At 63.8% G+C, this 14898-nt stretch carries 14 protein-coding genes; 3 read left to right on the forward strand and 11 right to left on the reverse strand.

The window, feature by feature from the left end; genetic code table 11:
• From BN1127_RS09795 to BN1127_RS09825, 7 genes are all read right to left on the reverse strand, one after another.
• The coding region (locus tag BN1127_RS09795) for an ATP-binding cassette domain-containing protein (protein ID WP_042649304.1) at positions 1-899 on the reverse strand (899 nt) is incomplete at its 3' end.
• Positions 896-1702, reverse strand: a complete 807-nt coding sequence (locus tag BN1127_RS09800) for an ABC transporter permease (RefSeq protein WP_042649305.1) — start codon at positions 1700-1702, stop codon at positions 896-898. The genes BN1127_RS09800 and BN1127_RS09795, both read right to left, overlap by 4 nt.
• 2 nt (positions 1703-1704) lie before the next feature.
• Positions 1705-2667 (reverse strand): ABC transporter permease, encoded by a 963-nt coding sequence (locus BN1127_RS09805; RefSeq protein ID WP_042649306.1) that lies wholly within the window; start codon positions 2665-2667, stop codon positions 1705-1707.
• Positions 2664-4190, reverse strand: coding sequence for an ABC transporter substrate-binding protein (locus BN1127_RS09810; RefSeq protein WP_052833536.1), 1527 nt, complete (start codon positions 4188-4190; stop codon positions 2664-2666). Before BN1127_RS09810 ends, BN1127_RS09805 begins: the two co-directional genes overlap by 4 nt.
• Positions 4191-4390: 200 nt before the next feature.
• Entirely contained in the window at positions 4391-5053 is a 663-nt protein-coding gene (locus tag BN1127_RS09815) for a glutathione S-transferase family protein (protein WP_042649308.1), read from the reverse strand.
• Between the two features lie 170 nt (positions 5054-5223).
• Entirely contained in the window at positions 5224-5433 is a 210-nt protein-coding gene (locus BN1127_RS22775; RefSeq protein WP_042649332.1) for a glutathione S-transferase N-terminal domain-containing protein, read from the reverse strand.
• A 129-nt stretch (positions 5434-5562) separates the two neighbouring features.
• Entirely contained in the window at positions 5563-6018 is a 456-nt protein-coding gene (locus BN1127_RS09825) for a hypothetical protein (RefSeq protein ID WP_042649309.1), read from the reverse strand.
• 200 nt (positions 6019-6218) lie between these two features.
• On the opposite strand from BN1127_RS09825, the gene suhB reads away from it, so the two are divergent.
• A complete protein-coding gene (gene suhB, locus BN1127_RS09830) occupies positions 6219-7022 on the forward strand; it encodes an inositol-1-monophosphatase (protein WP_005326757.1) in 804 nt (267 codons plus the stop codon).
• Between the two features lie 180 nt (positions 7023-7202).
• Here the strand turns inward: suhB and BN1127_RS09835 are convergent, their stop codons facing one another.
• Together BN1127_RS09835 and BN1127_RS09840 are read right to left on the reverse strand one after the other, a co-directional pair.
• On the reverse strand, positions 7203-8078 hold the full coding sequence (locus BN1127_RS09835; protein ID WP_041205962.1) for a flagellar protein MotY: 876 nt from the start codon (positions 8076-8078) through the stop codon (positions 7203-7205).
• A 67-nt stretch (positions 8079-8145) separates the two neighbouring features.
• Positions 8146-10119 (reverse strand): methyl-accepting chemotaxis protein, encoded by a 1974-nt coding sequence (locus tag BN1127_RS09840; protein WP_042649310.1) that lies wholly within the window; start codon positions 10117-10119, stop codon positions 8146-8148.
• Positions 10120-10265: 146 nt separating this feature from the next.
• Between BN1127_RS09840 and rnt the strand changes: the two genes are divergently transcribed.
• Both rnt and BN1127_RS09850 read left to right on the forward strand, forming a co-directional pair.
• Complete coding sequence (gene rnt / locus BN1127_RS09845) at positions 10266-10928, forward strand: ribonuclease T (RefSeq protein ID WP_005330208.1); 663 nt, start codon at positions 10266-10268, stop codon at positions 10926-10928.
• A 272-nt stretch (positions 10929-11200) separates the two neighbouring features.
• Positions 11201-12523, forward strand: a complete 1323-nt coding sequence (locus BN1127_RS09850) for a Na+/H+ antiporter family protein (RefSeq protein WP_042649311.1) — start codon at positions 11201-11203, stop codon at positions 12521-12523.
• A gap of 63 nt (positions 12524-12586) precedes the next feature.
• On the opposite strand, the gene BN1127_RS09855 is transcribed toward BN1127_RS09850, so the two are convergent.
• Both BN1127_RS09855 and BN1127_RS09860 read right to left on the reverse strand, forming a co-directional pair.
• Positions 12587-13690 carry an MFS transporter gene (locus BN1127_RS09855; RefSeq protein WP_042649312.1) on the reverse strand — a complete coding sequence of 368 codons (1104 nt, stop codon included), beginning with the start codon at positions 13688-13690 and terminating at the stop codon, positions 12587-12589.
• A 104-nt stretch (positions 13691-13794) separates the two neighbouring features.
• Positions 13795-14700, reverse strand: a complete 906-nt coding sequence (locus BN1127_RS09860) for a LysR family transcriptional regulator (protein ID WP_042649313.1) — start codon at positions 14698-14700, stop codon at positions 13795-13797.
• Positions 14701-14898 lie beyond the last annotated feature (198 nt).

Here is a 14898-nt window from a genome sequence, read left to right on the forward strand (position 1 = left end):
CTCTTGCCCGCACCGCTCGGCGCCATGATGGCGAGCCGCTCCCCCCTGGCCAGTGGCAGGTCGAGCCCCTCGAACAGGGTCTGATCCCCGTAGCCCATGGCGAGTCCCTCCCCCCTGAGCAGCCAGTCGCCGGTCGGGGGATGCACGGCCTCGGGCCAGGCCGAGGGCTCCGCCGCCAGCAGGGCGCGGGTGTAGGCATGGGAAGGCGCCTGCAGCACCTGCTCGGCGGGCCCCTGCTCCACTATCTCACCCCCCTTGACCACCAGCACCCAGCCCCCCAGCGCCCGGGCCAGGGAGAGATCATGGGTGATGGTCAGCAGGTGGCGCCCCTCGGTCAGATAGCCCTGCAGCAATGTCTGCAACCTGGCACTGGCCCGGCGGTCGAGCCCCTTGGTGGGCTCGTCGGCGATGAGCAGGCGCGCCTGCCCCAGGGTGGCGGCGGCAAAGGCGGCGCGTTGGGCCATGCCCCCGGAGAGCTGGTGCGGGAAGTGGCGCTCCCGCCCGGCAAGCCCGAGCCGCTCGAGGGCGTCCCGCGCCCGCGAGCGCGCCTCCTTGCCGCCCGCCAGCCAGCCCTCCTCCACCTGGGGCAGCAGCCCCATGGTGGGGTCCAGCGCCAGCACCGGCTCCTGGGGCAGCATGGCCAGCTCCCGCCCCCAGAGGGCGCGCAGGGCGCAGGGGTCCGCCAGGCTGTGGCACAAGCCGCCCATCGCCATCTCACCCCGGCCGCGCAGGGGGGCAGGCAGGGTCCCCATCAGGGCATGGGCCAGCAGGGATTTGCCCGAGCCGCTCTCCCCTATCAGGGTCAAGGCGCTGCCTGGGAGCAGGGTGAGATCCAGCGCCTGCAGCAGGGTCTGTCGACCGTCATCCACCTGCAGGCCCTTGATATGAATGGTCGTCATGGGGTGACTCCTTGCGGGGATCCAGGATGAAGTGTGCCCTTCTGATTGAGCAGCACCAGGGCCAGCAGCATCACTCCCATCACCAGTATGGGGGCCAGCAGCAGGCGGGGCGCCTCCTGATAGTGGGGCAGCGCCTCCGTCATCATCAGGCCGAGTTCAGGGGTGGGTGGCTGGATGCCCACCCCGACGAAGCCCAGGGTCGAGAGGGTCAGGATGGCCCCCGCGAGGCCAAAGGCCATCATGGTCAGCAGCTGGGGAGCCAGCTCGGGCCAGAGGTGGCGCCGCAAGATGTGGGCGTTGCCAAAGCCCAGCAGCCGGGACGCCTCCACCTGGGGCGAGGCAAGCAGCGCCCGGCTGCGGGCCCGCACCACCCGGTAGTACTCCACCCACTGGGCCATGGCCAACCCGAGATAGAGGATGGCGAAGCCTCCCTGGGCCATGGCGGAGAAGAGCAGCACCAGCAGCAGGCTCGGCAGGGCCAGCACGCCGTCGGCCAGGCTGCGCAGCAGGCCGTCGACCCAGCCACCGCGCCAAGCTGAGAGCCAGCCCAGCAGCGACCCCAGCAGGGCCGCCGTCAGGACGCACAGCATCCCCAGCAGCAAGGAGAGTCGGGTCGCCGCCGCGAGCCGCGCCATCAGGCTGCGGCCCATCTGATCCCGCCCGAGCGGCTCCTGCCAGGAGGGATCGGCCAGGAACTGCACCAGATCCTGGGCGGCGGGATCGGGCCAGAGCACGGGGCCCAGCAGGGCGAACAGCACCACCAGCAGGAGCAGGCTTGCTCCCGCCTTGACAGAGAAAGACATGATCAGGACTCCTTGGGACCGCGGGGATCGATGGCGAGGCAGAGCAGATCCGTCAGGGTATTGAGCAGCACGAAGAGCGCCGCCAGCACCAGCACGGTTCCCTGCACCATGGGGATGTCGCGCCAGAAGATGGCGTGCACCAGGGCATGGCCGATGCCGGGCCAGGCGAACAGGCTCTCGACCACCACGACCCCTTCGATCAGCAGCACCAGCTGAACCCCTGTATAGGCGATGACGCTGACCCCGGTATTGCGCAGGCCGTGACGCCTGAAGACCCGGGCGGGCGAGAGCCCCTTGGTGAGGGCGAAGCGGTAATAACCGGACTGCACCACGGTGAGTACGCTCTCGCGCACCACCCGGGAGAGCACACCCGAAAGCCCCAGCCCCAGGGTGAGGGCGGGCAACAGCAGGTTGCTCCCCTCCCCGTGACCGGCGGCACTGACCCAGCCCAGCTCCACCGAGAGCAACACCATGAGCACCAGGCCGAGCAGGAAGGGAGGCAGCGCACGCATCAGCACGCTCCAGCCCAGGGTCAGGCGATCGCACCATCCCCCCGGGCGCAGGGCGCTCAGGCTGCCGAGCGGCAGCGCCAGCAACAGGGCCAGGGCCACGGCGGCCACCGCCAGGGACAGGGTGGCCCCCAGGTGGTGGCCCACCTCGCTGGCCACAGGTGCACCCGTCACCAGGGAGCTGCCGAGATCCCCCTGCAGCAGGGCGCCCAGCCAGTCACCGAAGCGGGAGAGAGCCGAGCCGGCCAGCCCCAGCTCGCTTCGCACCGCGTTGGCGGCCTCGGCGGTGACATAGTCATAGCCGTAGCGACCCGCGGCGATGCGAAAGGCGATGTCCCCGGGCAGGGATTGCACCATCAGAAAGCAGAGCCCGGCCACCAGCAGGGCCACCATCAGCGCCTGCACCAGGCGCTGGCCCAGTATTCCCATGACGGTAAAGAAGGGCGCCGCTGTCATTGTGCACTCCATGCGAGCTTGTCCAGACGGTAACTACGCTCCTGGGGATCCAGCTCAAAGCCCTTCAGCCCACGGCTGACCGCCGCGCTTTGGCGATACCAGGCGATGGGCAGGAGGGGCAACTCCTGCTGCAGGGTGGTGGCGATGTCACGGCGCAGTGCCGCGGCCTCCCCCGCGGGCAGGGTCTCCTTGCCAAGGCGGGCCAGTGTTTGCGCCATGGCTTGGGAGTGCCAGTTCATCACCCCCCAGTCGGCACCGGCGGGGGCCAGATCCCCCATCAGGGTGACCAGGGGATCCGGCACCAGGGCATAGTTGCGGGCATAGAGGCCGAGCTGGAGCGAGCCATCCTGATGACCGGCCGGGATCTCGCTTGAGTTGCCCACCGCCACCTTGAGATCCACCCCCACCGCCTTCCACTGTGCCTGCAGTGCCGTGGCCAGCAGGGGCAATTCAGGGCGATCCGGGAAGGTGCGCAGGGTCAGGGAGAAACGCTCCTCCCCCTTGTGCAGCACGCCATCCGCCCCCAACAGCCAGCCTGCCGCCGCCAAGGCCGCCTGAGCTGCCTTGACGTCATAGGCGAGCGGGGTCAGCCCGGGTTGATGCCACTCCCCCAGGGTGGGAGGGAAGAGCTGGGTCGCCGCCATCTCGGGATCCCGCAGCAGGGCCGCCGCCATGCCACGGCGATCGATGGCGAGGCTGAGGGCGCGGCGCACCGCCGGATCCTTCAGAAGAGGATCGGCCCCATTGAGCTTGAGCTGTATGGTGCGCGGCAGGGTAACGGAGACGATGGAGACCCGGGGCGCCTGCTGCAAGCGGCGGATGCTGACCGGATCCAGCCCCCAGGCAATGTCGGCCTGACCACTCTCGGCCATCAGGGTGCGGCTCTCGGCGCGGCCCACCGTCAGGTAGCTCACCTGCGAGATGGCAGGCTGGGGGCCCTGCCAGCCATCGAAGCGCTCGGTCTCGACTCGCTGGGGCTGCTGCAACCGGGTGATGCGATAGGGGCCTGAGCCGATGACCTGGGTCACCTCCCCCTTGGCGCCGTAAGCCCCCTTCGCCAGGATCTGGGTGCTGGGGTGAGCCAGCACGGCGGCCAGGGGGGCGAAGGGGCCGGTGAGGGTGACCAGCAGGGCCCCCTCATGGGCCTCGATGGACGCGATGGGGGCGCTGGTCATGACGCTGGGCTTGCGCCATGCCTGCTGCAGGGCAAAGGCGACCTGCTCGGCGCTCACCTCGCTGCCATCGTGAAAGCGGGCCCCGGGGCGCAGGGTGAATCGCCATTGCAGGCCATCCTCGGAGTGAGACCACTGGCTGGCGAGCCCGGGTTGCAGATTGCCTTGGCTGTCGACCTCGACCAGGGTCTCCGCCACCTGCATGCGGGTAAAGAAGACCCCGTTGCTGGCGGGGTCGACACTGTGGATCTCCCAGGGCCCCACCATGGCCAGCGGCTTGCCGTGAGCAACATTCATTCCGGCCATCAACACCAGGGCGCACCACCCCGAACAGGTGTGTATTTTTGTCATCCATTCCATCCAAACGATAATGATTACCAACCGATATCTGACGTTATAACATAACAATTAATCAGGATGAATGACTTTTCATTTTTGATAGATGGCTTATTTGCAGCGGGAAAGGGGGAACAGATGAGCGGCCCAGCAGACGCGCAATGGGGCGGCAATCATAAAAAAAGATGGCCCGTCATCGGGCCATCGTCATCATCCTAGCGGATCACCATCTGCTGCGCCCGCTTGACCTGATCCTCGGGGCTCTCGTTGCGGGGCGGAATGGTGATGCCCTTCTGGCAGGCAGGTTTGGCCTCCATGCGCGCCATCCAGGCCTGCAGATGGGGCAGACCCTCAATGGAGATGCCGCTCCAGTCATAGATCCGCACCCAGGGCCAGGTGGCGATGTCGGCGATGCTGTACTCGTCAGCCAGGTATTCATGGTGCGCCAGGTGACCGTCGAGCACCTCGAACAGACGGCGCCCCTCTTTCTGGTAGCGCTCTATGGCCGCCGGGATCTTCTCGGGGAAGTAGCGGTAGAAGACGTTGGCCTGCCCCATCATGGGGCCGACGCCGCCCATCTGGAACATCAGCCACTGGATGGCCTGGGAGCGGCGCTTGGGATCTTGCGGCAACAGCTTGCCGGTTTTTTCCGCCAGATAGAGCAGGATGGCGCCGGATTCGAACACGGCGAAATCACCGTTATCCCGATCGACGATCGCCGGAATGCGGCCATTGGGGTTGATGGCCAGAAACTCGGGCTTCTTCTGCTCCATGGTCGAGAAATCCAGCGGGATCACCCTGTAAGGCAACCCCAGCTCCTCGAGGGCGATCGACACCTTGAACCCATTGGGCGTGGCGGCAGTGTACAAATCTATCATCTTGGACTCCTTGGTCGTTCAAACGTAATGATCAGGCCTGGGCGCTGGGACGGGCACTCACCCGCTCATGCCAGGCCTGCAAGTGATGCTGGTGCGGGGCGATGCGAAGACCGACGACCTTGCCAAAGTCGATGGTGTACAGCAAAGAGGCTTAGCTCTTCACCGTAACGCTAGATAGTCATCGTCTCACTGAGACAGGTACCATCATCGAGCTCAAGCACCGGAATGCGCCCCGCCGGGTTCTTGGCAAGAAACGCAAGCTCGAGGTTCTCTCCTGTTCCCAGATCTACCTGCTGATAGGCCATCTCGATGCCTTTCTCCGCAAGAAACATCCTGAACCGGCGGGCATTGGGGACACACTTCAACTCATAGATCTTCATCTCGCCTGCGTGGGAATGAAGACCGCTGGCCGCTTCCCATCCCCACGGGGAACCATGGCCAGCGGCGCAACATCGGTCTGTTATGACAAATATTGCACCGCTTGAACAGCCCGAATACAGGGGAAACAGTTAGCCGCACAGAGTGAGGGGTTGACGTTGGCGCAGCAGGATGAGGCGGGAGAGGAGCGGAAAATAGGACTCGAGTTTGCTCTGCAGGACCAGGCTGCAGGCGGGATCAGCAAGCTCAGTCTCATCCAGCACTATGCCATTGGAGACAAAGTAAAAGCGCGGGTCCCTGATATCCGGTCCCTGGGGAGCACAGTCATATTGCCGATGAACCAACAGTGGCAAAACGGGTAATCCCAACGTAGTGCCGCTGGCGGACCAGACCGACTCCGGCCATGGTGCATCATCGTCTTCCAGCAGCAGGATGGCCGCCTCCTCCTTCGACGGTTGCCACCTATCCGGTTGTGCGACCCTGATCTCGGTGAAGTAATGCCCATCATCACTGGCGGCACGCAGTGCGGCCAGCACACCCAATGTTGTCGCTGCCGACGGTTTTTGACTGACTAATGACAGATTCATGGCTCATGTCCCTATGCTCACCACAGCCTGTTAGCCGGCTGTCGCGATAAGACTAGCCGATAACAGGCCTTTATTGGAGCCGTCAGATCTGGCAGTCAATGCCGTGACAGCGCCCGCGGATAACGGTTGCCATTCCAGAATATCTTGGTAAGATACCGCGTCCTTTTATCCCCCGTTCTTTAACATCCAGTGGTGAACCTATGCATCCGATGCTGAATATCGCCGTGCGCGCTGCGCGCAACGCCGGTCAAGTTGTAGTAAAAGCCTTCTCCCAGCCCGAGAACATCGAGGCTATCCAAAAAGGCAGCCACGACTTCGTGACCAACGTTGACCGTGAAGCCGAAGCGGCCATCATTCACACCATCAAGAAGTCTTACCCGGAACACAGCATCGTGGCTGAAGAGTCTGGTGAGATTGCCGGTACCAATCCGGATTACCAATGGATCATCGACCCACTGGATGGCACGACCAACCTGGTCAAGGGCATTCCGCACTTTGCCGTCTCCATCGCCCTGCGCGTCAAGGGCAAGACCGAACAAGCCGTTGTCTACGATCCCATTCGTGACGAGCTGTTTACCAGCACCCGTGGTAACGGCGCCCAGCTGAACGGCTACCGCATCCGCGTCGGCAAGGCCAAAGAGATGGCTGGCACCGTGCTGGCGACCGGTTTCCCGTTCAAGCAGAAGCACCACATCGAACCCTACCTGAAGATGTTCCAGAGCATGTTCATCGAGTGTGCCGACATCCGCCGTGCTGGCGCCCCTGCGCTGGACCTGGCCTATGTGGCCGCCGGTCGCATCGACGGCTACTGGGAAATCGGCCTGAAGCCCTGGGAAACGGCCGCCGGTGAGCTGCTGGCCAAGGAAGCTGGCGCCATCGTCACCGACTTCGTGGGTGGTCACAACTACGAAAACTCCGGCAACATCGTGGTCGCCAACCCGCGCGTCCTGAAAGAGATGCTCGGCAAGATCCGCGAAAACCTGCCGGATTCTTTGGCTAAATAAGCTGGCCAAGTAAATCGCGAACCCTTGAAAAAATGCCAGTCGGCCCAGCCGACTGGCATTTTTTATCTCTGATATCGGGAAACTAAGCCGCTGAAGCGTGGAACTGACCCTGCCCCGTTCCAGATGATCAGAATAAGCGGTCGGGCACAAGCCAGAGCTGGGTTTCCTCGATCAGCTCGATCAGATGGTGCCGTTGCGCCCCATGTTGATCACGACCCGCCGGTTCTTGGCTCTGCCCGCATCCGTCTCGTTGGAGGCCACGTGCTGTTTCTCGCCGTGCCCCTCCACCGAGATCTTGCCCTCCTCGATGCCGAGATCCACAAACACCTGCTTGATGGCATCTGCCCGCTTCTCGGAGAGCTTCTGATTGGGCCAACGCCCGCCGTAGCTGTCGCTGTAGGCGTCGATCACCACCACGTCTATGCTCTTGTCCGCCTTCACATAGTCGCCGATCAGCGCCAGCCGCCGCTTGGAGGCGGGCGACAGCTGATCGCTGTTCTTGTCATAGGAGAGCACGCTGAAGGCGATGTCGTTGAAGCTGTAGGGCAGCAGGCCGCTCAGGCAATCCATGAAGGCCTGGTATTTGACCCTGAAGTTGACCGAGGAGAGCGACACCCGCACCGGCCTGTCCTGGCGATACCAGTCTCTGTACTGGAAGGTGGGCATACGCCCCCCCTCCAGCTCGTCCAGCATGGTCCAGGCGGTTTGCCCCGCCACCAGGCCGTCGAACTGCTGATAGAACTGCAGCTGGCTTATCTGGCGTCCGGAGACACCGGGGCGCCAGCTGGGAGGCATGATCCCGAGGCTCACCGTCTGGGTCCTGGCCTGCGGCCGCTGTCCCTTCAGCTCGAAGTCCAGGTTGATCTTGCGACCGGCCCGGCTGACGAAGGCGCCCGTGCCCCAGCGGGGAATAGGGTGTTCGAGACGGCACTCCACCTGAGTATCCGAGGTCAACCGCCAGACGGATTGATCCAGGCCGGCACCGAACTCGGTCACTCCCGCCTGCAACTGCATACTCACGGATATGCTGATCAACCCTAACACCCAAGCATTCAACGGCTTGCCCTCCACACGATCTCGGATTAACTATCGGCAGCGGCAAGCCAAGCTTTAGGGCAAAACCTCAATGGGGAGCGGGGCGCTCCATCAGTTTGAAGCTGGCGATGCGGGCCGTCAGATCCCGGGCCAGCTGATCCAGCTCGACACTGTTTTGTTGCAGGGTCTCCGAGTGCAGGCGGTGGGCCTCATAGACCTCCCGAATGGTCAGCACGTTGTGCTGGATGTCGTCGGTCACATAACGTTGCTCCTCGGTGGCGGTCGCCACCTGAGCGGTCATGTCGTTCACCTTGCGCACCTCCTTGACGATATCGGTCAGCTCGCTGCCTGCCCGTTTGGCTTCGGTCACACTCAGCCCCGCCTGCTCGGTGCCCAGGTGCATGGCCGTCACCGCCTGACTGGCGCCCTGGCGCAGACGGGCCAGCATCTGCGCGATGTCATCCGCCGCCTGCTGAGTGCGCGAGGCCAGCGCCCTCACCTCCTCCGCCACCACCGCAAAACCGCGACCGGACTCACCGGCGCGGGCCGCCTCAATGGCGGCGTTGAGGGCCAGCAGATTGGTTCTGTCCGAGATCTGCTTGATGAGGTTGAGCGCCTCGCCGACCGACTCCGTTTCCCGATGCAGGTTGTCCACCAACTGCTGGGTATCGACCAGGGTACCCGCCACCTGCTGGATGGCGTCTATGGTCTGGTCTACCTCCTTGTCACCCTGATGGGCACGTCCGATGGCCTGCTGGGTCGCCAGCGAGGTCTGGGTGGCATTGCGGGCAATCTCCGCCACCGTCGAGGCCATCTCGGTCGCGGCAGTCGCCACCAGATCCACCTGACCAACCCCCTTGACCACACCGGCGTTGACCTGGGCAATCACCTCTGCCGAGGCTGCGGCGCTGCGAGCCAGCACGTCACAGGAGCGGCGTACCGCCAGCAACAGCCCTTCCAGATGTTCGAGGAAGCGGTTCAGATCCTGCGCCAACGCACCCAGCTCATCGCCGGATCGCCAGTTGACCCGCACCGTCAGGTCGTTCTCCTGCACCAGCCGTTTGAAGGTCTGATGCAGCGCCAGGAACCCCAGATGCAGGTCGCGCACCACCCGCCAGCAGATGGCACTGGTCAGGACCACGCACAACAGTACACCGACGGCGGCCCACCAGAAGTCGCTGGCACTGCGGGCCCGCATCTGCTCAACCCGATCATCCAACTGTTGATAGAGGCGATCCTCGCTCTCCTTGAGCAGGCCTATCTTGTCGGTACTCAAGGCAAACCAGGCTTCGGGATCGACACCAAAACCGCCGCTGGACGCCTTGTCCAACGCCAGTTTTTCCATGGCGGCCACGTCGGCCACCACGGGAGAAGCCAGGCTCTCGGCCAGCAACTGGCGCTGGGACGGACTCGCCACCGCCTGGAAACGCTCGAGATAGGTGTTCTGGGCGGCAAGGAGGGAGATGAACTGCTGCAACAGCGCCGGGGTGAAGCTGTCTCGTGCGAACACGTTGCTCAGGGTCGCCCGCTCCAACCCCATGCGTTCCTTGCTCTGCAAGAAGGCGGCGTAGGCATTGGTCTGCAGCGCTATGGTGGCATCCTGACTGCGGATGCTGACCTGATCCACCACGGCCAGCAGCTGGGTGATGAGACGGGTATAGAAGCCAACCTGCTCCGCCACCTCGACTCCCAGCGCACTGACCCGCTCGCGCATGGCGGTGAGCCCCACCAGCTCCTGCTGCACCTCGGACAAGGCCAGCAAGGCAGGATCCTGATGAAAACCCGCCAGCAGGGTGTCGACCACCTTGCGCTGGGCAGGCAGGGCATCACGAAACTTGTTGCCACCGGAGCCGAGGAAGCCGGCCGACATGCCACGCTCCTTTTGCAGCTCATGGGCGAGCTGCGCCGCCTCCCGCACCACTCCAAGTGCAGCCTGTGCCTGACTCATCTCCTGCTCGACCCGATAACGCTCATAGACGTATCGACCGGAAAAAAACAGCAGGGCCAACAGTGGCAGACAGACCACCAGCAACATCTTGTGCGCCAATCCCAGCTTCTTCATCGCCTCTCCCCTCCATGGTTGAAGTGGCCAATTATAAGCGCAACTGCTTTTAATAGAACCAGTTGGCGTGCGCATGGCGGCCCAGGAGGGACAAGGGCCGGCTTTTTTGCCATAATGCCGCCTTCTTTCACGCCGACCGAGATACCATGACCGACGCCGTTCACACCCTCAAGGGCCGTTTTCGTGGCTTTTACCCCGTCGTCATCGATGTTGAAACCGCCGGATTCAATGCCAAGACCGATGCCCTGCTGGAGATCGCCGCCTATACCCTCAAGATGGATGAGCAGGGCTGGCTCATGCCCGATCAGATCTTCCATTTTCATGTGGCGCCATTCGAAGGGGCCAATCTGGAGAAAGCCGCGCTGGAGTTCACCGGCATAGACCCCTTCAATCCACTGCGCGGTGCCGTGGACGAAAAGGAGGCGCTCACCGAGATCTTCAAGGGGGTGCGCAAGGGCATGAAGGAGAGCGACTGCGGCCGGGCCATCATAGTGGCCCACAACGCCACCTTCGATCACGGCTTCGTGATGGCCGCCGCCGAGCGAGCAGGCCTCAAGCGCAATCCGTTCCATCCCTTCGCCACCTTCGACACCGCGGCCCTCTCCGGCCTGGCACTGGGGCAGACGGTGCTGGCCAAGGCCTGTCAGAGCGCGAACATCCCCTTTGACAATAAAGAGGCCCACTCCGCCCTCTACGACACCGAGCGCACCACCGAGTTGTTCTGCCATATCGTCAACCGTTGGAAGAGCCTGGGGGGTTGGCCACTGGCCACACCGGACGAAACGCCCGCCGATGACAACCCCCAGTAGTTCCACCTGGGCATGAGAAAGAGGCTGCCTTGGCAGCCTCTTTCCATGAGGTTGCTGGGGACTCGACGCCTGGCAGCTGGTTTGACCAGAGTGGCATAAACAGGGTCATACAGCACCGTTTTCAGCATTCCATCCCGGTTGATCCGAATTTGCTCGGCAGGAATGCCGTGAAGAGGCCATTTTGCCGTTTTTTTTCTCGACTTTTGTCACGTTTTTCGCAAACTAGCTGGCTTTCACACGACTGACAGCAACACAATCCATAAGGAAATCAAATGAATCCTGTTGTTATCGCGGTGGCGCTGATGCTGGTGCTCAGCCTGCTGCGGATCAATGTGGTGGTCTCCCTCGCCATCGGTGCCATCGTGGGTGGCTTGCTCGGCGGCCTCTCCCTCGAGCAGACCCTCAGCACCTTCACTGGCGGGCTGGGTGGCGGTGCAGAAATCGCCCTCTCCTACGCCATGCTGGGGGCCTTCGCGGTAGCCATCTCCCGCTCCGGCATCACCGATCTGCTGGCCCGCAAGGTCATCAACCAGCTCGGCAAGGATGCCAGCAGCACCCGCATTCTCTGGGTCAAGAGCCTGCTGCTCACCTCGGTGCTCGCGGTCTCCGTCTCCTCCCAGAACCTGATCCCGGTGCACATCGCCTTCATTCCCATCCTGATCCCGCCGTTGCTGCATGTCATGGCCCAGATGCAGATCGACCGCCGTCAGGTGGCCTGCGTCATCACCTTCGGCCTGACCGCTACCTACATGCTGCTGCCGGTGGGCTTTGGCGGCATCTTCCTGAACAACATCCTGGCCAAGAATCTCGTCGACAACGGCGTACCGGTGGAATTCAGCCAGTTGCCCCTGGCGATGGCCATCCCGGTATTCGGCATGTTCCTCGGCCTGCTCATCGCCGTCTTCTTCAGCTACCGTAAGCCGCGTCAGTATGATCTGGAGAAGATCCTGGCCGCCGAACCGGAGACGGTCGAGCTCAATCTCAACCACATCTGGGTCGCCCTGCTGGCCATCGCCGTGGCACTCGGCCTGCAACTGATGACCAACAGCATCGTGCTGGGGGCGCTCGCAGGCTTCATCATCTTCACCTGCGGCGGCGTCATCAAATTCCGCGAGAGCCAGGATGCCTTCACCCAGGGTGTGCGTATGATGTCCCTCATCGGCTTCATCATGATCTCCGCCGCAGGCTTCGCCGCCGTCATGAAGGAGACCCACGGGGTGGAGAGTCTGGTGCAGTCCGTCTCCAGCATGATGGCAGGTCACAAGGGATTGGCGGCCTTCCTGATGCTGCTGGTGGGCCTGCTCATCACCATGGGGATCGGCTCCTCCTTCTCCACCGTGCCCATCATCGCCACCATCTATGTGCCCCTGTGCATCCACCTCGGCTTCTCGCCCATGGCGACCATCGCCCTGGTGGGCACCGCGGGCGCGCTGGGGGACGCGGGTTCCCCCGCATCCGACTCGACGCTCGGTCCCACCTCTGGCCTCAACGCCGACGGTCAGCACGACCACATCTGGGACAGCGTGGTGCCAACCTTCATCCACTACAACATCCCCCTGGTGATCTTCGGCTGGATTGCCGCCATGGTGCTCTGAGACCATCCCGAGCAGACAGACAAAAGGCGACCCCGAGGTCGCCTTTCTTGTCTTGCACATACCTCAGATGGCCGGTTGCAGCCCCCGCCTGCCGGCCAGGGCGCAGAGACAGGCCACCAGGGCCAACCCCATGCCGGCTGCTCCCACCCCGAGCCAATGTCCCTGTTGCCAGACCAGCATCCCCAGGCTGGAGCCGAGGGTTCCCCCCAGGAACATGCCGGTCATGAAGAGGGTATTGATACGCCCCCTGGCCTCAGGTCTCAGACCATAGATGCGCTGCTGATGGGCGATGAGTGCGCTCTGCACTCCGAGATCCAGCAAGATGACCCCGCACGCCAGCCCGGCCAGAGAGAGCCACAGCTCGAAGCAGATCCAGGCAAGCACCACCAGCACGGCACCGGCCAATACCACTGGTCTGGCCCCCAACCGATCCGCCATCCGGCCTGCCAGAGGGGCCGCCACCACCCCAGCCACCCCGATGACGCCGAACAGACCCGCCATGTCGGCCCCCAACCCATAGGCAGGTTCGGCCAGGTAGAACGCCAGCACGGTCCAGAAGGCGCTGAAGGAGGCAAACAGCAAGGCCTGGGTCAGGGTCGCGCGGCGCAAGGCGGGCTCCTCGCGCCACAGACCGACCAGAGAGTGAAGCAGACGGCCATAACCGAGGGGAGAGCGCGGCAATCCGGACGGTATCATCCTGGCCATCAGCAGGGCCCCCGACAGGGCCAGGGGAATGGCCAGCCAGAACATGGCGCGCCAACTGCCATAGGCGGTGACCAGACCGGCGACGGTGCGGCTGAGCAGTATCCCGGCCAGCAGGCCGCTCATCACGCTACCGACCACGGCACCACGGCGGGCAGGATCTGCCAGGGTTGCCGCCAGCAGGGAAGCCAGCGCGATCAGTGCAAACTGCCCCGGAATGAGCCCGCGGCGCTCGACCACATCGCCAAGCGGCACCAGCAAAAGCAGACCCATGGCATAGCCAAGCTGGGTCAGCATGGCGATCAATGGCATGCCCGAGTGCCCGGGAAAGTCCTGCGCCATCACCGCCAGCATGGGCTGGTTGTAGTAGATGTTGGCAACTGCCAGGCCGCATGACAGGGCCATGGCGAAGAGCAGGGAGGGGCCGGGGGTTGCGGCCCCTCCGGCAGAAGGCGATGTACTCATGATCTTCTCCTCGTGTTAGAAGGGCTCCCGCCAGGATACGGGCCCCATGCGCACAGCCTACCCGGGGAGCGTCGCCACCAGTAGAGCGGTGGGGACCATAACAGTTATTCCGCTGGCGTATGCCCCACGCCGGGCAGGCCGGTCACGAATGCCAGAAAGGCGCTCGCCTTGGCACCAGGCTGGCGACCTGCCGGGAGCAGGGTCCAGAGCTCCTGCATGGGCAGTTGCCACTCGGGCAGCACCGCCACCACCTCGCCGCGGGCAAGCTCGGGAGCAAACATCCACTCCGAGGCGATACCGAGCCCCAGGCCTGCCAGCACGGCTGCGCGCATGCCTTCGGCCGCCGAGACCGTCAGCCTGCCTTCTCCGGAAACCACTTTCTCTTCGACGCCGCGGCGAAATCGCCACTGCTGCCCCACTCCGGGCCGTGGACTGTAAAGCACCAGATCATGCTGTTGCAGAGCCTGAGGGGTCTCAGGCTCTCCTTTGGCGGCCAGATAGGCCGGCGTCGCCAGCACCCGCACGTCGCTTCGGGCGAGGCAGCGGGCGACCAGCGACGAGTCAGCCTGTTTGCCGATCCGCAGAGCCACCTCGATGCCCGCCGAAATGAGATCCACATTGCCGTCATCCAGCAGGATCTCCAGATCCAGTCCCGGGTGAGCCGCCAGAAAACCGGCAAGATGGGGAATGATATGCAGGCGGGCGAAGGTGACGGGAGCGCTCACCCGCAGACGCCCGCTCAGCCCGGCCCGGCATTGCTGCACCATGGCATCGGCCTCGTTGACCTGGGCCAGGATCTCTCTCGCCCGCAGATAGTAGGCCTCTCCGGCCTCCGTGGGCGCCAGCCCCCGGGTCGAACGCAGCAACAGGCGGCTGCCAAGGTGCGCCTCAAGCTGGGCAATCAATCTGGAAACCGTGGGTTGCCCCATCCCCAGTCGGCGGGCCACCGCCGAAAACGAGCCGGTCTCCACCGCCAGCACGAACACCTCCATCACCCCCAAGCGATCCATTTATGGCTCCTCTGCCCTGTGGCACTGTTCGTGGCACTGTTCGTGGCACAAGGTAGCACCGGGCCTGCCCTCTCGCACCCTCGTTCTGGCAGGAGGCACAAGAAAACCGCGTCAAGGGCGGTCCTGCCATGGAAGAAAGGTGTCGGGATGAAATATCAACCAGGAACAATCGAACAGAGGGACTCGAAGACAAGGCTA

The sequence above is a fragment of the Aeromonas media genome, from assembly GCF_000819985.1.
GTDB classification, from domain to species: domain Bacteria; phylum Pseudomonadota; class Gammaproteobacteria; order Enterobacterales; family Aeromonadaceae; genus Aeromonas; species Aeromonas media.